Origin of the sequence: Terriglobus sp. TAA 43 (genome assembly GCF_000800015.1) — a bacterium.
Lineage (GTDB): Bacteria > Acidobacteriota > Terriglobia > Terriglobales > Acidobacteriaceae > Terriglobus.
This window is the reverse complement of record NZ_JUGR01000001.1, coordinates 1186936-1207489: the sequence shown is the minus strand read 5'-3', so window position 1 is coordinate 1207489 and position 20554 is coordinate 1186936. Positions and strand designations below refer to the sequence as shown.

9 protein-coding genes are annotated in these 20554 nt (G+C 57.6%); 7 read left to right on the top strand and 2 right to left on the bottom strand.

The window, feature by feature from the left end; all coding sequences use genetic code 11:
* The first annotated feature begins 59 nt into the window (after positions 1-59).
* Both M504_RS05075 and M504_RS05070 read left to right on the top strand, forming a co-directional pair.
* On the top strand, positions 60-2171 hold the full coding sequence (locus tag M504_RS05075; RefSeq protein WP_047488724.1) for a phosphocholine-specific phospholipase C: 2112 nt from the start codon (positions 60-62) through the stop codon (positions 2169-2171).
* 265 nt (positions 2172-2436) lie between these two features.
* Positions 2437-4527, top strand: coding sequence for a mechanosensitive ion channel family protein (locus M504_RS05070; RefSeq protein ID WP_084214382.1), 2091 nt, complete (start codon positions 2437-2439; stop codon positions 4525-4527).
* A 143-nt stretch (positions 4528-4670) separates the two neighbouring features.
* Here M504_RS05070 and M504_RS05065 read toward each other — a convergent pair whose 3' ends face one another.
* Both M504_RS05065 and M504_RS05060 read right to left on the bottom strand, forming a co-directional pair.
* Positions 4671-6080 (bottom strand): glycoside hydrolase family 30 beta sandwich domain-containing protein, encoded by a 1410-nt coding sequence (locus M504_RS05065; protein ID WP_156993546.1) that lies wholly within the window; start codon positions 6078-6080, stop codon positions 4671-4673.
* Positions 6081-6174: 94 nt separating this feature from the next.
* Positions 6175-9702, bottom strand: a complete 3528-nt coding sequence (locus M504_RS05060) for a carboxypeptidase regulatory-like domain-containing protein (protein ID WP_156993543.1) — start codon at positions 9700-9702, stop codon at positions 6175-6177.
* A gap of 208 nt (positions 9703-9910) precedes the next feature.
* Here M504_RS05060 and M504_RS05055 point away from each other — a divergent pair, with 208 nt between their 5' ends.
* From M504_RS05055 to M504_RS05035, 5 genes are all read left to right on the top strand, one after another.
* Positions 9911-12085, top strand: coding sequence for a DPP IV N-terminal domain-containing protein (locus M504_RS05055; RefSeq protein ID WP_047488716.1), 2175 nt, complete (start codon positions 9911-9913; stop codon positions 12083-12085).
* 82 nt (positions 12086-12167) lie between these two features.
* Positions 12168-13484, top strand: coding sequence for a helix-turn-helix domain-containing protein (locus M504_RS05050; RefSeq protein WP_047488714.1), 1317 nt, complete (start codon positions 12168-12170; stop codon positions 13482-13484).
* Positions 13485-13568: 84 nt separating this feature from the next.
* Positions 13569-15209 (top strand): FAD-dependent oxidoreductase, encoded by a 1641-nt coding sequence (locus M504_RS05045; RefSeq protein WP_047493526.1) that lies wholly within the window; start codon positions 13569-13571, stop codon positions 15207-15209.
* Positions 15210-15374: 165 nt separating this feature from the next.
* Positions 15375-18944, top strand: a complete 3570-nt coding sequence (locus M504_RS05040; RefSeq protein ID WP_047488711.1) for a TonB-dependent receptor — start codon at positions 15375-15377, stop codon at positions 18942-18944.
* 172 nt (positions 18945-19116) lie between these two features.
* The gene (locus M504_RS05035) at positions 19117-20550 is read left to right on the top strand and encodes a CHASE3 domain-containing protein (RefSeq protein WP_047488708.1); all 1434 of its coding nucleotides are present in this window, start codon (positions 19117-19119) and stop codon (positions 20548-20550) included.
* The last annotated feature ends 4 nt before the right edge of the window (positions 20551-20554 follow it).

The following is a 20554-nucleotide window of genomic DNA, read 5'->3' as shown; positions in this document are numbered from 1 at the left end:
TGAAGCGAGCCGGAGAACCTATCCGGCTCGCTTTACTCTGATAGCAGGGGAGTGGATGCATGAGTAGCAGAAGAGATTTTCTGAAGATGGCAGCGGCAACGGCGGGCTTGGGGATGACACCACCTGCAATTGGTCGTGCGCTTGCCATCGGGCCAGATAGCCGAACCGGCACGATTCAGGACGTAGAGCACGTCGTGATCCTGATGCAGGAGAATCGTTCCTTCGATCACTACTTCGGATCGCTGCGTGGTGTACGTGGTTTCAGTGATCCGCATCCGGCTCCCATGCCGAATGGAAAGAGCGTTTGGCATCAACCGACAGCACAGGTTAAGACAAAGCGCTATCACGATCGCGGCTTATCAGCCGACGCAACTCACGTACTGCCCTTCTATCTGAATCCAAAACAGACAACTGAATTTCAGGCCGGAACGGACCATGGCTGGAGCAGCGGTCACCTTGCGTGGAACCACGGCCACCATAACCAGTGGGTGAATCAGAAGCAGGACGTTTTAACGATGGGGTATCTGAAGCGTGAGGATGTGTCCTTCCATTACGCTCTGGCGGATGCCTTTACCTTGTGCGACGCGTATCACTGCTCCGTGCATTCGAATACGGCCCCGAACAGGATCTACCTGTGGAGTGGAACGGTCGATTCGCAAAACCGCCTTGGCAAGCGGAAGAATGGCCCAGGAATGGGAGAGCGCGGGGAGACCAACGGTTACACGTGGACCACGTATCCCGAACGTTTGCAGAAGGCTGGTGTGAGTTGGCGCGTGTATCAGGGTGGCACGGGCGTGCCGGGAACTCCCACGGACAACTACACAGACAACTCGCTCGAATTCTTCGCACAGTATCAGGTAAAAGAAGGAGCATCACCCAAAAGTGAGTTGGTGCAACGCGGCGTTACAGATCGCACGCTGGTGCAGTTTAAAGAAGATGTGCAGAAGGGAAACCTCCCGCAGGTAACCTGGGTTGTTGCGCCGTACAAGTACTGCGAGCACCCCGAAGCATCGCCGACCGATGGCGCATACTTCATCTCCTTGGTGCTTGACGCGCTCACGTCGAATCCCGAAGTGTGGAGCAAGACAGTCTTCTTCATCAACTACGACGAGAACGACGGTCTTTTCGATCACGTTGTCCCCCCGATGCCTCCATCAACGTTGCATGCCAATGGCAGTGGCATGATCTCAAACTCGCTTCAGTTGAATCTTGAGGATGAGTTTCTGAATCTCGATCTTCATCCCCACGAAATGCGTCCGTTGATTCCTGGTGCCGATCCGGGTGGACGTCAGCCCATCGGACTTGGGCCACGTGTTCCCATGCTCGTAGTTTCGCCTTGGAGCAGGGGTGGCTGGACATGCTCAGAGACTTTCGATCACACATCGGTCCTGCGTTTTCTTGAGAAGCGTTTTGGTGTGGAGGAACCGAATATCTCCGCGTGGCGACGTTCCATCTGTGGTGATCTCACCTCAGCCTTCGATTTCTCGAAGACGGCTGATCGTCGCATCGTGTCTTATCCCGCGCCGCAACCCATCGCGTCGTCGCATCAGCCATACAGCATTCCCGCAGTACAGAAAATGCCGGAACAGGAACCCGGCACGCGACCGGCACGCGCGATTGGTTATGCATTGGATACGCAGATTCGGCATGAAGATAAGAAGCTGTGGCTGGACCTGCGCAATGCAGGAAGCATCGGTGCGGCGTTCTATGTCTACGACCAGAAGACCCCGACAACACAGCCGCGCCGATACAGCGTCGCTGCGGGAGATACGTTGTCAGACTTCTGGGAAGTAGCCAACGACGATTCGTTTGACCTGCAGGTGCATGGTCCAAATGGTTTCTTTGCGCGCCACACAGGAATATCGCAGGCGAGCGGACTGCAGGTGGATATCCGTCAGGATCCTTCCAAACAGACACTGCAGGTAAATCTGAAGAATCCTTCAGGTACTCCTGTCAATGTGGCTTGGGAAGAAAGGCACACCAAGGCTGCAGGACATGCCGTGGCGGTTGCATCGCAAAGCAGCGCATCGTTTGCAGTTCCTCTCAGCGCCAGTTCGGGTTGGTACGAACTTTCAATCACCCACGCTGGTTCTCCTGCTGCATTGAAGCTGCAGCTTGCGGGTCATGTGGAGAGCGGTCACCCGAGTCAGACTCAGCCAATGCTTGGTTGACGTCGAAACAGAATAGATCGTGATTCCTGAACGATCAACGCAGGCACAAATCAAAGTACTTAGCGGCGGCTCGCTCATCCAGCAGATGTAGCAGTCGCCGCTTAAGCATTCACGCCATAAAGTGTCGTCTGCTAGCCTTCATAGTGTGAAGGTAAGTTATCTTGTTGATTCAACTCCCATTTTGGGGGCCACGCCAAATGCACGTAGTGATGAGTCGCTGCGCACATGGAGCAGTAATGCATTCGGGAACCGCATCCAAGATGGCATGAAGTGCGCATCATCCGCCGCCTTGAAATTTGCGGCCTTCCTGATTCTGAGTTCTTTGCCTGCAATCAGCCAGACATCTGCCGGAGCCACTGCGGCAGATACGGCCAAGACAATGCCTGCCGCAACAGCCGCCACGCCCACCATTGCCACGTCGCAGTCGGCGTCTCCGGCAAAATCGGCCACGCCTGCACAAACACTGCTGCAGCAGATCGCTACATTGCCACCGCTTGCAAATCCGGGGATTGATACCACGGCGCAAGGAAAGGCCATGCTGGAGCATCTGAATGACGTGCTTCGATTCTATCGCGCATCTACCACGCAGATTCAGAAGGTGGGCGAGCCGAGCGATGGGTTGTACGGTGAACAGGCAAGCCAGCATGCCGCACAGATTGGTCAGGCTGCGTTTCAATCTGCACGAAATCTCGCAGCGCTTTTCAACCGTCTCCAGGCCAACCGCACACAATCGGGCGGAACGCAAACAGCACCTACGGACGACGCCGACAATGACGACGAACAACCCCAGGAACCTACCACTGCACAGCGCTTAACAGCTGCGCGTGCACGGGTGCAGGCACGCATTGCCGATTTGGCCGCACAGGATGCGGCGCTGGATAAACAGATCAGTACAGCGAAGGGCAAGGCTCTTGCACCTCTGCAGCAACGCGATGAGCAGCTTGAAGGTCAGCTTGAATTGCAGAAGGCCATGCTTGACGCAATGACAAGAGTCTCTTCCATGGCAGATGCGCAGACAGCAACGGGGCTTGCTGGCGATGTGGAACGGCTATTGCGTGCTGCCCCAGAACTGGCTTCCGCTACAAGACCAGTGGCGGCGCCGCCCGTGCTAGAGAGCCTGTCGGCGGTGCGTGATTCGGGAGTCTCCACGCAGGCCATTGCATTGTTCCAACTGTTGGGCGCGCGCAAAGATATTGATAGCCGCATTCGTGATCTGGACGCATTGAAGAAGCAGGCTACGGATCTTCGTGCACCTCTTCTTTCTCTGTTGCGCTCCACGATTCAGCAGGGAAACGCAGCCATGCAGGCGCCTGCAAATCTTTCAGATGCTGAGGCGCTGCGGGCCACGCGCAAGCACTACGACACGCTGAGCTCCACCTTTCGCGTCTTGAGTACTGCAACACTACCCTCGTCGCAAGAAGTGTTGCTCCTGGAATCTGCGCGCGCAAACCTCACCGCGTGGCGCACTGTCGTCAATGCGGAGTACAGCACGCTCTTACGCGCATTGCTGGTACGTGTGGTGTCCATCGCAGTGGCTCTGCTTGTCTTGTTCATCGTCAGCGGAATATGGCAGCGGTTAACAGTAAAGTATGTGCGTGACATCCGGCGTCGCAGGCAGATTCTTATCATTCGCCGAATCGTTCTCGGATTTCTCACGGGCATGGTGCTGATCTTCGGCTTTGTCACGCAGTTCAGTTCCTTGGCCACGTTCGCAGGATTTATCACCGCAGGCATTGCCGTTGGGCTGCAGACGATTCTGCTTTCCGTTGCGGCATACTTCTTTATCGTGGGCCGCTACGGTGTGCGTGTGGGCGACCGTATTACGGTGGCAGGTGTAACGGGCGATGTGATTGAAGTAGGCTTGGTGCGCTTTTACATGTCAGAACTTACAGGCACAGGAACCGAACTGCATCTGACGGGCCGCGTAGCGGTATTTGCGAACTCGGTCCTGTTCCAAAGCGGCACGCCGCTTTACAAGCAGATGCCCGGCACAGAATATGCCTGGCACGAATTGACGGTAAGGCTAAAACCGGATGCTGATTACCGTGCTGCGACGGATGCCATCCTGAATGCTGTCACCGCAACCTACAACACCTATCGCGCGTCGATTGAAAGCCAGCATCAACGCGTGGAAGAGTGGATGGATACCGCGCTGGAAAAGCCAGGCATTGAGCCGCGCCTTCAGCTCACAGAGGCAGGTCTGCAGTACGCGGTGTTATTCCCGGTAGAAATCAAAAACGCGTCATCCACGGATGAGGCTATGATTCATACCCTGCTGCACGACATGGAGAATAATGACGCGATAAAGCATGGGATTGCTGGGTCTCCGCAGGTGAAGGCAGTAGTGAAGGGATGATGAAGGTCTCTCACCGAGCTCGTTGCATCGTAGGAAATTGAGATCAAAGATAATTTCATACGTTTCTCTGCTGAGAAAAAAGAGATGCCCTGCCATCGTCGTAACGATGGCAGGGCATAGTTATAGAAACGGCTGTTCCGCGATTAACGCGCTGCCTTCCACGTATAAGTAACCAGCGACGTTGCAGGTAACGATAGGTGCACCGTGCGTGCGCGCCACTGCACATTCACCGTCTTCGTCTCAGCGTTGTCGTTGTATGCGATCAAGACAATCGTCCCATCGGTATCTTGAAACGCTACCTGATCCACTCCATCCGTTGTCGTCGAAGATGCAATATGTACCGCGCCAGGATGCACATACTTACTGGCATGTGCGAGTGCATAGAAGTCCCCATTCCACGTGATCGATGATGGCTTCTGTGTTGAATCAATCGTCAGCAAGCCACGACAAGTTCCGCAGCCACCCGCATGAGGGTTGCCCTTCGGATCAAGCGCAATGCCCCACAGCGTAACAGCCTTTGCCCAGTGCTGCGTTGACGAAATCACGAGATGAGCCGTCACAGCCAGTGGCGCTTCCTTCTGCCACGTACCACCGGAGCACTCGGTCATCCAGATGCCCATCTGCGGATCTTTCGCGTGCATGTCATCCTGCACATCAGCCTTGCCGCCATAGCAATGCATAGCAGAGCCAGCCATGTAAGGTCGCGCAGAAGGATCAGCAATCACGCTAAGCGGATACTCTGGATGATCCCAGTTGTGGTCATACGCAAGCACGTGTGTTTTCAAGTTCGCTGCACGCAGAGCAGGACCAAGATCCTTGCCAATAAAGCGTGCTGCCTGATCTGCCAGCAATAGTGAACCAGGATAATTCTTCGTTTCATTCAGCGGCTCATTCTGAATCGTTAAATATTGTGGCGTAATGCCTTCCTTGGCAAACGCCTGAAGCGACCGCACAAGATACTTCGCAAACGCAGTCTCAGCATCTTGGCGCAATGCACCGCCATTCATCGTTGGCTTCGTCTTCATCCACGCGGGCATGCTCCACGGCGAAGCAATCAAAGTCATGCGCGGGTTTAGCTTCAACGCTTCACGAACGGTGGGGAAAACATCCGCGCGATCCTTTTCAACGGAGAAGTGCTGCATCTCCGGATCGCTCTGTCCTTCCGGCATGTCGTCATAGCTGTAATGCGTCCGCGAAAGATCGGTGCTGGCAATGGGAAGGCGCATTGCACTCAGGCCAATGCCGCGTTTCGGATCGAACAGGCGTGTCATCACATCGCTGCGTTGCTGCGGTGTCAGATCGTGTTGCAGAAGATAAGCGGAGCCCTCAACAAAGGCTGCACCGAAGCCATCGATTGTCTGGAAACGCTTTGTCTCGTCGACAGTTATGGTCGCGTCTGCATTTGCAGAAGAGCGTGTGAACTTCGCAGCAGGAAGTGGAGCGAGCATCTTACGAAGATCAACCGATGTCTGAACACCATGGACCGTCTGCGCGGCAGCGACGGAGAGAAGCAGGGACGACGAACACATCACCAAGAGGCGGTAGGGAATCACGCAGACATCCTTTGAACGAGTAGGAAAATAGTAGTGCAAGAAAGTATGGGCTGGCCGATGTTATGGCCAGCCCATTTGGGAAAAGGCTGCTGGTTTAGAAGTAGACCTTCGCTGCAAGCTGGATCACGCGCGGTCCGCCTGGTTCACTTGGATTGCGAACCGAGGTGGGCGTGCCCCACGAGTTGCTCTTGGCGATAGACAGCGGCGTGTACGTGTTAGTGCTGCTGTTGTACGAAGGCACTGTGATGTTCGCGCTGTAATCGCGACCATTGATGTTGGTGTGGTTCAGGATGTTGAAGAACTCACCGCGAAGCTGGATGTAACGGCCCTTGTCGCTCTTGCCCAGCGGGAAGTTCTTGAAGATCGAGTTATCCCACGTAACAAGAGCATCGTTGCGGATACTGCCCGGTGCGGACTGCGTCGGCTGACCAATGGTCGGCAGAAGCAGGTTGCCTCGTTCATCCACACCGACATATGCCGGTGCAATCTTGCTCCACTGACGAGCACCGGTCAGCACGTTTCCAGGAGACCACAGTGAATTGCGCACAGGGTTCCCACTCTGGAAATTAGCCAGACCGCTGATCTGATAACCATCCGTCACATAACCCAACCAACGCGGTCCACCAAAGTGCTGCGTGAACTTCGGCAGGTCATACACGTAGTTGATGGCGCCAATGTTGCGGCGATCAAAGCCTGCCGGACCATAGCTGTACTTCTTGGGGTTGAATGGATCCACGAAGGTTTCATCCGCGGTGGACGTCGTCATCGCCTTGGACCACGTGTAGGTTCCGCCGAAGGTCAGACCGCGTGCGAATCGACGCTGCACGGAAACCTGCAGTGAGTTATAACCCGCAGTGCCGTCGAACTTGTAGTACTCAAGCTGGTCATAGCCCTTGTACGGTGCAAGATAGTTCTGGTTGTATGCCTTGTCACCCGCGAAGGAGTAACCGGCAGCGGCATATTCCGGCGGCAGGTTCGGTTCCACGTTGGGCACAACGCCACCAGCGTACTGGCTTGGGTCCTGCGCTGCTTTGGTGAAGGTCGTGCCATACGGAATCTGGTTCAGATCGCGTGCCGTGACCTGGTGGCGCGACTGCGTTCCCACGTAGGCAACGTCGAGCGTAGTGCCAGGAGCCACTTCACGCTGAATACCCAGCGAGAAGCTGTACGTCGTCGGCACCTTTCCGGTGATGTCTGCGCCGTAGATGCCGCCCAGAACACCGGGGTTCGATTGTGCCGCGGTTGGAATGTTAGTGATGTTTGCGTTGTTGATCGTTGGCGTCGTCACCAGCGCGGGATTGCCGAACACGGTGTTGAATACCAGGTTGCCCTGCGAGCGGTCATGCGAGATACCGAAGCCGCCACGCAACACACCCTTGCGATCGTTGAACATGTCATAGCTGAAACCAACACGCGGCTCGTACTGAATGCCACGGCCGTTCCATCCGCCCTTCGGCAGCGTGCCGTTGTTGCTGTATGTCATGCCGTTCAGGCGATTGCCGGTGTTGCCCGTGATTGCGCCGCTGGTGGGATCAATCGTCACAGCACTTGCCGCGTTATAAGCCGACGGAGTGAACAATGCGATCTGGTTGTGCGCATCGAACTGCGGCGGAATCCATGCAAAGCGCATGCCGTAGTCCAGCGTCAGGCGTGGGCTGATCACCCATGTGTCCTGCGCGTAGAACTCCAGTTGGTTGTAACGGAAGTAGCCCGTAGGACGCGACGACGACTGATCGAAGCTGGTGAACGCACCGGCCAGCGCGCTGGCAAACGGCGAACCCTGATTGCTGTTGCTCGTCGAACCGTTCAAGCAGCCGGCAGGCGACGTCGAGCAGGAGTTAAAGCTGAACTGCCCGTTGGCATTACCCCATGCAATCTGATCCTTGCGCGAACGCTGATAGAAGACGCCAAACTTCATGGTGTGGTTCTTCAACGTCCAGGTAAGGTTGTCATTTGCATTGATGGTGGTGTTCGCCTGATGCCACGGTGTAGCACCCAGGTAGCTTGAAGGATAGTTTTGGCCATTGCCGCTGTACCCAAAGTCCGGGATCGACGAGTCAGAGGTAACAGGGAACAGCAGTGGCAGGTTGATGTTGTTTGCACCCACGCTGATGTTGCCGTTTACACCCTCGGTGACAGAGCGGTAGACGCTGGGGCCAACGCTGACCTCATTCACGATGGTCGGCGAAAGCGTGCTGGTCAGATCCACAGCCAGGTTCCAGCCGGGCTGACGGTTAGAGCAGCCGCCCGCGAACTGTAGGTTGCTGGAGCAGTTCAAGCCGCCAAAGCTGCCGAACGGGCCAACACTGCTGTCCTGGTTGTTGATGTAACGCGCAAACAGACGCTCGTTAGGAGAGATCTGCCAATCGATACGGCCAACATACTCCGTACGCGGATGCGAATAGCTAAGAGGATCCTGCCGGTTATAGGTGGACTGGCCGTTAACATTCGGCAGCGGATACAGATTCAGAATGCGCTGGATCTGCGCAAAGTTCGTAGCCTGTGCTGCGGTCAACTGGCCCGGTGTAACCGTGTTGTTCGCAAAAGGCAGTCCGGTGTTCGGGTTGTACACGGTGATCAGGTTGCCGTTGGAGTCGCGGCTCTGGCTGAAGTCACCATTGCGCTCCAGCGAGGTGGGAACGCGGTACTGATTCACGCTGCCCGGAATAAGCTGGCGATACCACTCGGTCGAGAAGAAGTAGTAAAGCTTGTCCTTCTTGATCGGCCCACCAATCTGCGCGCCTACCGTGTTGTACCGGTAAAGCTGCTGCGGTGTGTCGTTGTGGTTTTCAATCCACGAACGTGCGTTCATGCCTTCGTTGCGATGGAAGAAATGTACGTTGCCGTGGATATCGTTGGTGCCGCCCCGGGTGGTCACCACGATGGAACCGCCGCCTGCTTTGCCGAACTCGGCCTGGTAGTTGCTGGTCAGCACCTTCACTTCGGCAATGGCGTCGGTGTTCAGGGTCACCTGCGTGCCGCCGTTGTTGCCGGTATCCACATTGCTGGCGCCGTCCAGGGTGAACTCATGCTGATTGGCACGGGTGCCGTTGACGGAGTAGCTATCGAGACCGCCGGTGGCAGATGCGCCAAAGTTACCCGTACCAGAAACGCCGGGGATCACGCGGACGATGTCTAGAACGTTACGGCCATTCAGCGCGATGTCGTTCAACTGCTTACCGGTGATCAGATCGCTGCGCTCACCAGAGTTGGCCTGGATCTGCATCTGGCCGGTCTCAGCCGTGACGTTTACTGTGGTGCTCTCAGCACCCACTTGAAGCTGGAACGCTCCGGCGTTCAGACGGTCGGCGGAGTTCAGGATTACGCCATCCTTCTTCAACTGCTGGAAGCCGGTGCGCGTCACGGTGATGGTGTACGTTCCCGCCGGCAGGTTGGGGATGGAGAAGCTGCCGTTGCCGGTGGAGGTGACTGTGCGGGTAACGCCCAGAGCGGGCGCTTCAGCCTTCACGGTGGCGTCTGGTACCAGGGCTCCGGATGTATCCTGAACTGAGCCCAGAATGGTGCCCGACGTGACCTGAGCCCCCGCCGTCGAGACCGCACCGAGCGCCAGAACACATGCCACCGGAATGGGGCAGAGCCGGCTAAGCGGTCCTTGAATCATGGGATTACTGGCCAACAAGAATTTGGATCGAAACGATGTCACGGTTCTGCTACCTGCTTTCAACTGCTTTATCCGAACGCTCCACACGGTATGGACGCGAGTTAACGATTGTCCTGAGAGGGCGCCGAGAGTTCGCTGAGGTTTTTCTGATGGTTAACAAGTCATTCATCATCAATGATTTGATGAGTGCGTCAGCAGGCAAGTCGCGTTGAGTACCGAACACAGAGCGCCATTTCAGGCAGGCGATTGGATCGTTGAACCGGAGCTGAATTGCCTGCGGAAGGACGATCAGGAGAAGCATCTCGAGCCCAAAGTGATGAAGGTTCTGCTCGCGCTGGCAGACCACCCGAACCACGTCGTTGCCAAGGATGATCTGATCGCAGCGGTATGGCCGGGCACCTTCGTCAGCGACGACGTCCTCACCCGCTGCATCTCCGTACTGCGTCGTGTGACGCAGGATGACGCGACCATGCCGCACTTTATCCAGACGGTCCCCAAGGTGGGCTACCGCCTGCTCGCGCCCATCCATGAACTGCCTTCTGACCCGGTTAAGGAGCAGGATGAGGTATCGGTCCCCGCTCCCATCAGTGCCGAAATCCCAATCGCGATCCCTTCTGAACCGCTCCTCCCCGGGCAAGAGCGCCGCTTCGTACCGTACCCGGTGGTTCTCGCGGCGTTGGCAATTGTCGTGCTCGCGGTGGTGGCTCTGGCCGTGTGGCGTTTCCTCTGGGCCGGAACCCCGCGCGAGACCGTCCTGAAAACGCTGCCGTTCACCAGCCGCGACGGCGAACAATTACAGCCAGCCTTCTCGCCGGACGGCAAGACGATCGCCTACGTCGCCGTCCCGGAAGACGGTGGCGCGCAACATATATATATAAAGTCCATTACGGCCCAGACCTCCTCACCCGTGACATCAGGCCCAGGCGAAGACTTCAGCCCCACCTGGTCTCCCGATGGCACCCGCATTGCCTATCTTTCGAATTCCACCGAAGGCCTTGGCATCTACGTTGTGGACCTTCGAAGCCGCGCAACGCGCAGGGTCTTCGTTCCCCAATCCGCTTCACAGTGGGAGCAGGGCGCGTTAACGTGGTCGCCGGATGGTGAATCGCTTGCCTTCCCCGACCATGCGGGCAGTAACCCGTCTTCGTCCATCGTTCTGCTCAATATGAAGACGCTCCAGTCGCAGGTGCTCACCACCCCACCGGACGGTTGGGAAGGCGACCTGACCCCGGCGTTTTCGCCCGACGGCAAGCGCATAGCTTTCTCCCGCGCCAGTGAGACCGCCGTCCGCGACCTCTACTGGATCGCCGCCACCGGTGGGCCGGTCCACCAGATCACGCACGACAGCGCCGGGATCGACAGTCTCGCTTGGTTCCCGGACGGCAAATCAGTGGCCTTCTCCTCGAATCGGGGAGGCAAGAGCGCTCTGTGGCGTGTCTTCCTCCGTGGAGGTACACCCACCCGCATGCCCATTGGCACGGAAGACGCCGCCCAACCCACGGTCTCTCGTTCCGGCAATATCCTGCGCGTGGCGTACACACAAGGTTCCGCCATCTGGAGCATCATCGCTGTAACCCGCGGCGCGGAAGGCATCTCGCGCGAACTCCTTTCCTCCACGCAAGAGGACTCCGCACCGTCCTTCGCGCGCGACGGTCTCCGTTTTGCCTTCCAATCCCAACGTTCCGGCTTCCAGGAAATATGGATGGCCGCAGTCGACGGAACAGGCGCGCATCCTTTGACCCACGGCAACGGCCCACTCACCGGCAGCCCGTCGTGGGGGCATCAACACGACGAAGTCCTCTTCGACTCGCGAACCGGTGGCCACTCCCACATCTTCGCCATCCGCGCCACGGGCGGATCGCCCCAGCAACTCACAAACGGCGATTTCAACGACATCACACCGCGCTGGTCCAACGACGACAACACCGTCTACTTCCGCTCCAACCGCGGAGGCCGCTGGCAGCTCTGGCGAGTAGACCGCAACGGAGGATCGCCACAGCCCGTCACCACCGGCGACGGCATCGTCCCGCAGGAATCGCCAGACGGCAAGTTCCTGTACTTCGCCCGCGGTGGCGAAGCGGGCATCTGGCGCGTCCCCATCCAGGGCGGCCCAGAGACAGAGGTCGTGTCAGAACCCGCATCCGGATACTGGGGCTATTGGGAAGTCACGCCACACGGCATCGTCTTTCTGGACACCAGGCAAGCGTCCCTGCGTACGTACGATCCGGCCACCAAAAACACGACCAACTTCGCAAAGCTGAAGCGCTTACCGCCTCGATTCGCAGGCCTTTCCATGAACCCCAACGGCCAGCAGATTCTCCTAACAGACGAATCACACGCCAGCCGCCACCTCACACTCTCTGAGATGACAACCGGGCGGTAATCTCACCTTTCTCATCCAGCGGGGTTACTCCTCCCTCTGCTTTGCTTGTGTGTCGAATTTTCACTCCAGTAGAATCCCCGCTATGGCTGTTGAAACCTCACCGGACGTGCAGTTGGACATCGATCCGGCGATAGAGGAAGCGGTGCATCGCGCCCTCAACAGTCCGCAGTTCATGCGTGCGGAAACCCAACGCAAACTGCTGCATTACCTCTGGCTCAACCGCCATCTTCCGCTCAGCGAATACGCCATCGCAACCGAGGCGCTCGGCCGCAACAGCCACTTCGATCCCAACACCGACGCCAGCATCCGCGTTCACATCTCGCGTCTCCGCCGCAAGCTCAAGGACTACTACAGCGAAACCGGCGAGCATGAACTACTCGTCATTCCCACTGGCACGCACCAGTTGGTGCTGCAACCTCCAGCCCCGCCGGAAGAGCAGACGGACGCTCCCGTCGCCGAACCTGAGCCACCACCCACGGGCCTGGCCTGGATTCGCGTACACAAGGTCAACGTGCTCATGGTGTCCTGCATTGTGCTGGCGAATCTGTTAGTTGCCACAGCCGGATTGGCCATCTGGCAAAGCCGCCAATTAAAAGCCGCTGACCTGCGTCCGCCAGATAAGCCCAACAGCTTTTGGAAAGCCTTCCTGGAAGGCGATGCGCCGGTCAGGATCGTTCTCCCCACACCCATCTTCTTCAGCTTCAAAGAACGTCCGTCGCTTCGGATACGCTCGGTCCAGGTCAACTCGTTCGACGAGGTCAAGGACGATCCCAAGCTGCAAGAGCTGAGCAAGATGTGGGGACCGATCGGCCTTGAGCAGTCGTACACCGTTACCTGGGACACCCTCGCTGGCATTCAGATTTCGCGTTACCTCGACCGCATCGGGCAGGGCAGGCGGATCTCCTTCGAGGTCACCCGAGACTCATCGTTGCTCTCCCTCGAACAGGCGAACGTCATCGTGCTCGGAACCGACAACACACTCCGACCCATGAAGGAGTACACGGACACAATGAACTTCGTCATGACCCTCGGAGAAGATCGTGTCATCAATACGCACCCGGAACCCGGAGAGGAAGCGGCATACCGTCGTGTCTATAAGAACGACCCCATAGGTGGAATATCCGTGCGCCACGTGGAGCCATCCATCATCGCCCTGCTCCCCGGTCGCGCTCCCGGCCTCAAGGTCCTCATGCTTGAATCTCGAGATACCAGCGGCATGGTCTCGCTCCTCTCCTCCAACGCCGGATCGAATGCGGTTGAAGATATGTGGCGCAAACACGGCTCGCCGAAGTTCTTTGAGATGGTCACCATGACCGAACTGGAGGGCAACACGCCCCTTCGCAGCTGGCCCGTCACCATGCACGCCTACACCAAGGCGCCTCCGTCGAAGAGTATGTAAGTCACTGAATTCATTAGAAACATTCCCGTAACATACGCCTCGAAACGTCACGATTGCACACTTCAGATGGCAGTATGGTCAGCCATGATTGCATCCGCACGGTTTTTGGTTCCCTCGTTCCTCCTGTCCCTCGCAGCCTCTGCCTTTGCGGCGTCACCTGCTCCAAAGCCTGTCTCCGCCGATCTGGTGGTTTACGGCGGCACGGCGTCCGGCGTCATGACGGCCTACTCCGCAGCCAAGCAGGGACTCCACGTCGTCCTGCTCGAACCCACCCGCCATCTCGGCGGCATGGTCACCGGCGGCCTCTCCGCGACGGACTACGCCTATTTCCCCGTCATCGGCGGCTACACCCGCGAGTTCTATAAAGAGGCGGCTACCACCTACGGCAAGGGCGACCTCGACCACCCAACCGACTTCCTCTCGGAACCGAAAGTCGGCGAGGCCATCTTCAACCGCTGGCTCAAGGAAGCCAAGGTCGACGTCCGTTTCGGTGAACGCATCAAGGAGCACGGCGGCGTCGAAATGAAGGGCAAGCAGGTCACCGCTTTCGTCACTGAAGATGGCCAGCGTTGGGAAGGCAAAGTCTTCGCCGACTGCAGCTATGAAGGCGACGCCATGGCCGAGGCCCACGTCAGCTACGTGGTGGGTCGCGAAGGCGAAGAGGTCTACAACGAGAGCCTCGCCGGCGTCCGCCCGGAGACTCCGAAGCATCAGTTTCTGTGGAAGGTCAGCCCCTACGACGACTCCCACAAGCTCCTGCCGTACGTAGACCCCGGACCATTGGCCAAGGGCGGCAGCGGCGACAAGAAGGTTCAGGCCTATAACTTCCGCCTCATCCTCACGAACGATCCCGCGAACAAGCTGCCTTGGACGAAGCCTGCCGGGTACGACGCGAAGCAGTTCGCTCTGCTCACGCGCTACGTACAGAGCTACAAGGAGCACACGGGCAAAGATCCGGTGCTCGCCACCGTCACCAACCCCGTCTGCTTCGATCACGCCAAGTGCGACTTCAACAACAACGGCCCGTTCTCAACAGACTTCATCGGCAAGAGCTGGACCTATCCCGACGCCTCCTTCGTCGAGCGCCAGGCCATCTGGAAGGCGCACATGAAGTACACGCAGGACTTCTTCTACTTCCTGGCGACCGACCCTTCCGTACCGCAATCCCTCCGCGACGATACCAACAAGTGGGGCCGCGCCAAGGACGAGTTCACTGACTCCGACGGCTGGCCGCGTCAGCTATACATCCGCGAAGGTCGCCGCATGACTGGTGTCTACGTCATGCATCAGGCCGATCTCCAGACCGACCGCACCAAGCCTGACTCCATCGCCATGGGCAGCTACAACTCTGACTCGCACAACATTCAGCGTGTCGCCATGCCCGACGGTTCCGTGTTCAACGAAGGCGACGTTCAGGTGGCAGTGCAGCCTTACGAGATCAGTTTCGGCGCCATGTTGCCCAAGCCGGATCAGGTGACCAACCTGCTTGTCCCTGTGTGCCTGTCAGCATCCCACGTGGCCTATTCCTCGGTACGTATGGAACCCCAGTACATGATGATCGGGCAGGCAGCCGGAGTCACGGCGGCACTCGCCATCCAGGGCAACGTTCCCGTCCAGCAGGTGCCGGTTTCCAAGCTCCAGGACATCCTCCGGAAGGACGGAACCATCCTCCATTTGGACCAGCAAGCCCATCGTGCGCAGTCCCGCGTACACCCCCAACCCTAAGTAAAAGTGTTTTAAGTGGCTGATAATAAACGTCCGTAACAGTAACGTAACAGGCTGGAACTGGACGTTTGTTATCCCACTCAACAACACTCGCTGGCCTATCACCAAACGACGAAGATTCGTACGCGAACTTCGTTACCTTAACTAACTCTTACGAGGCCCTAGATGAAACATCTATCCAAGCTCTCCCTGGTTGCATGCCTTGCGGCGGGTTCAGTCGCCGCCATGGCGCAGGTTCAGAACGGAACCATCACTGGAACCATTACCGACACGACTGGCGCATTGGTACCCGATGCAGCCGTCACCATCTCTTCCAAAGCCACTGGTTTGGTCCTCCATGTTCAGTCGAACAAGTCCGGACTCTACACGGCGCCGCAGCTCATCCCAGGAACCTACACCGTCACGGTAGAACGCCCAGGCTTCCAGAAGACGATTTCCACCCTCGACCTCACCGTGGGACAAACGGCGCAGGTGGATCTCGCACTAAAGGTCGGCAACGAGAACGAAACGGTCGATGTCTCGGCAGAGAACGCGGCGGCTCTTGATAGTCAGACCTCGAATCTTGACTTCACCGTCCAGTCGAAGCAGGTAGACAACCTGCCACTGAATGGCCGCAATCCGTATGGTCTGGCGGTTCTCGCTCCTGGTATCGCTCCCGGAAACAACTTCGGTGTGGGCGTTACCGTTGCCCGTGGCGCTGTCGTCGCTGCGGCTACGAACAATTTCCAATCGAACGGCGGCCTCGGCGGATCGAACGAAATCCTTCTCGACGGTGTTTCACTCGTTGTTTGCTGCCAGGGGCAGCCAGCCGTTACGCCGTCCGTTGAGTTCGTCAACCAGTTCAAGGTTGTGACATCCAGCGCGCCGGCACAGTATGGACGTTCCAGCGGTGCTGTGCTGAACATCGTTTCCAAAAGTGGCACCAACTCGCTCCACGGCGACGTTTACGAATTCCTCCGCAACGACAAACTGGATGCTGCCAACTACTTCACGAAGCGCAACGGTGTGTATCCCTACCCCGGGCATAAAGACTTCCGTCCACCACATCGTGCGAACCAGTATGGCGTGCTCCTCACCGGTCCGGTTTACATTCCGAAGATCTACAACGGCAAGGACCGCACGTTCTTCACGTTCAACTACGAGGCGATTCGCAATCTGGCTCCCGGCGTTGGCAACACCACCGTGCCGACGGCTCTCATGCGTCAAGGCATCTTCACCGAAGGTTCCACGCCGATCTACGATCCAAACTCATCGAACTCGAACACCCAGGATCGTACCCCGATTGCAGCCGCCAGTTGCGGCGGCACCGCCTACGCTGCTGGATACTGCATCCCGGTTTCCACCTGGAATCCAGTAGCCGCCAAGTACCTTCAGTACATGCCTGCTCCAAACATTGCAGGCGCGGCATTGGGTGCGAACAACTACACCTACATCGCCAACACAACCAGCAAAGACGACCAGTACAACTTCCGTATTGATCAGAACATTGGCTCATCGCACCGTCTCTTTGTGCGCGGCACGCGCTCGAAGAATCTGTATACGAACAATGACAACTTCAACAGCCCCACCGGCCCTGGCGGCTGGACCCAGACGCTGGGTGCGTACCTGTTCGCTGTAGGCGATGTCTACACGGTGTCATCCAACAAGATCGTGCAGGTGTCATACGGTTTTGCCCGCCAAACGAACCTGCAGTTGGGCAACAACTTCTACAACTACAACGCGGGAGATTACGGCTATTCAAGCAATCTGCTCGGTCAGCAGCAGATCGCTGGTCTTCCTGTCGCCAGCTTCACAAACCTGGCTCAGATCGGCTTCCAGAGCAGCTTTAACAACTGGGCCCACTACACCCATTCGTTGAACGGAACCCTTCTCTGGACGCACGGCAAGCACACCATCACCACCGGCTACCAGGGCCGACTGAACATGGAAATGCAGTCGGGTCTCGGTAATCCCAATGGAGCCTTCTCGTTTGGAACGACGTTTACCGGCGCTGTAAGGCCGGGTGGCACCGTTGCAGGCACGCAGCAGGCCTTGGCATCGTGGGCAACGTTCCTGCTCGGCTATCCAACCGGTGGCAGCTTGCAGCGGCAGCTCACACAGGCGTTCAACCAGTTCGCACACGGCTTCTTTGTTCAGGACGATTGGCGCATCACACCGAACCTCACAATCAACGCGGGTGTTCGTTATGACCTGGAGACCGGCTTCAAAGATCGTCGTAACGCCTGGGCCGATTTTGATCCGACCGCGGCAAACCCCATCGGCGTAGCGGGCGGTGCTCAGTTCCTTGGAGCTGGCAACAATCCCTCGCGCACCTGGGCTACGTCGTATAAGGAGTTCGCGCCTCGCCTCGGTATGTCCTGGGCGGCAACGCCGACCACCGTTTTCCGCGGTGGCTATGGCCTGCTTTTCCTGCCCACCTCTGAGCGTGGATACAGCAACCCGAACATCGGATTCAGCCAGTCCACAAGCATTCCAACGTCTGCCACAGGCTTTACTCCTGTCGTGAAGACAGACAATCCCTTTACGAGCGGAGTGTTGCTGCCTGCCGGCGCCAGTGCGGGCTCACAGGTCAGCAATGGCACATCGATTTCGGGGCTTCAGTACCACAATCCTGTGTCGTACCAGCAGCAGTGGAACTTCGGTGTGCAGCAGGGCCTTGGCAACACGTTTACCTTGCAGCTGAACTATGTCGGTGGCCACGGTGTTCACCTGCCAATGAACGTTCGCTACAACGATCTGCAGCCGCAGTACTTCCTGCCCGTCGGCACAACGGATTTCACGCCGCTGACCAAGCAGGTAGCAAACCCGTTCTTCGGCAACCAATATGTCATCGCTCCGGGTGTTCTGAAGAACGCTACGGTGCAGCAGGTGCAGTTGAATGCACGGTTCCCCCAGTACACTTCGGGCGCCATCAATTCACTGCAGAACAACACCGCCAACGTCTCATACCAGGACATCGGCTCGACCACCTACAACGCCATGCAGGCAACGGTTAGCATTCATCGTCCGAACGGTGTGACCGGTTCGGTGTCGTATGTCTGGTCCAAGCTGCTGGGCAACGTCAGCGATCTCACCAACGGATTCCTCAACACCACGGGCAATCCGAATTACCAGAACTTCTACTTCCCGCAATACGAGCACAGCACACTGGCGACGGATCTTCGTCACCGCATCGTGGGCACTGCGAACTACGCCTTGCCGGTAGGCCGCGGCAAGCGCTTCGGTGGCGACATGCCTCGCTGGGCAGACATGATTGTTGGAGGCTGGGAGGTCAATACCATCATCCAGGTTTCCTCTGGCAATCCTCTCAGCATGGGTGTCAGCGGAACGGGTAACTGGGCAGGAACAAGGCCGATGTACAACTCCGGCGTCAGACCTCTCAACGGAGGCGGAACGAAGAGCCACATCTACGTCAGCGGCGGCACTGCAATTCCTTACCTGAACCCTGCGGCGTTCACACTGCCGACCAGCTTCCAGCTTGGCAATGTGCCTCGTTCGTGGTCGGCGATCCGTGGACCGCTGAACTTCTCGAATGATGCTTCCGTCGTCAAGCGGTTCGTGATCCACGATCAGGTTGGTTTGGAGCTGCGTGCGGAAGCCTTCAACGTGCTGAACAAGGTGCAGTTCTCGAACCCGAATGCAACCGTCAACTCAGGCGTGACCACATTCGGCTTCATCACGTCCCAGGCGAACCTGCCGCGTAACGTGCAGATCGCTGCCAAACTTCGTTTCTAAGTACCGAAACGATTGAACCATCCGTAGTGCCTTCCATCCACGGCCGCAGCCATCATGCTGCGGCCTTCTTTTTTTGAATATGCGTGCGGCCTGGATTCAGAAGGGTCGAATTGTTTGAGGCATAGTAACCACTTCGGCCCGATCAACTGTGCCCCGTTACAATGTGGGGAATATGCCCGCGAGGTCGTCCCGCTCCATAGTCCCCCTGGCGCTGTTTGCTGCGCTCATCGTTGTTGGATTGAATACATGGTTCGCTGTGTCGGCGGTTCGGTCGCTGATGCAAAGCGAAGCGTGGCTGGCGCATACGTGGGAAGTTATCGGCCAGGAGGAGCGTGTCATGCAGCTCCTGGACGACGCGGAAGGCTCCGTGCGCGGCTATGTGATGGCTCCAGAGCGGGAATCCATGCTCGCTCCTTACCGCGCTGCTCAGAGCGAGCTTCCTCAGCAATTGGAAGTCTTCCGTGATCTGACGGTAGACAACCCCGAACAGCAGAAAAATCTGGAAGCTCTGCGTGGCACCGTGGGGCGTCGCATGGCGCTGTTGCAGGACTTGCTGAACGCTCGAAAGACATCCGGTTTGGATGGTGCCGTGGCACTGATTAATTCCGGCGCGGGTGAAACAGAGATGCGCCGCGCGCGCCTGTTGCTCACCGCCATGGAAAACGAAGAGCGCAAGTTGCTCGCAAATCGTGCCATCGAAGTGCACCAGAGTGGTGTGCGAACCATGTTCGCGATTGGTCTCGCCTGCGTTCTCGACCTGCTGATGATCGGATCGGTCACATGGTATTTCGGGCAGGAACGCGAGCAGCGCCTGGCTGCAGAACAGTCAAAAGAAGAGGCGATTCGTTCCAAGGCGGAGGCAGAGCGGTCAGCTCAGGAAGTCCACCAGTTGAATACAGAGCTGGAGCATCGCGTTCAGGAGCGCACCGCCGAACTGGAAAGTACAAACAGGGAACTGGAAGCGTTTTCCTATTCCGTATCGCATGATCTTCGAGCGCCACTCCGAACCATCGACGGTTTTTCCCTGGCCCTGATGGAGGACTATTCCGAAGTTGTGGATGAGACAGGCAGGGACTACATCCGTCGTGTGCGCACCGGTGTGCAGCGCATGGGCCAGTTGATTGATGCGCTCCTGCAGCTATCTCGTATCACGCGGGCCGAGCTTGTTCGTGAAACGGTCTCTCCAGCCGAGATTGCTGACGGCGTCATCGATGTGTTGAAAGAAGAAAACCCTGAGCGCGATATCACCTTTACTGTGACTTCTGGCCCTGAAGCGCAGGCCGATCCGAAGCTGGTTCAGGTCGCGTTAGAAAATCTGCTGGGAAATGCGGTGAAGTTCACGTCGCGCAAAGAGCACGCGGAGATTTCCTTCGGGTGGGACGCAGAGAAGAAGGCATGGCGCGTCACAGACAACGGGGCCGGCTTTGATATGCATTATGCGGACAAGCTGTTCAACGCCTTCAACCGCTTACACGGCGACAAAGACTTCAAGGGCTCCGGTATTGGTTTGGCGACGGTTGCGCGTGTAATCCGGCGTCATCACGGGCGCATATGGGCGGATAGCGCCGTCGACAATGGCGCAACCTTCTGGTTTACGTTAGGATGACACC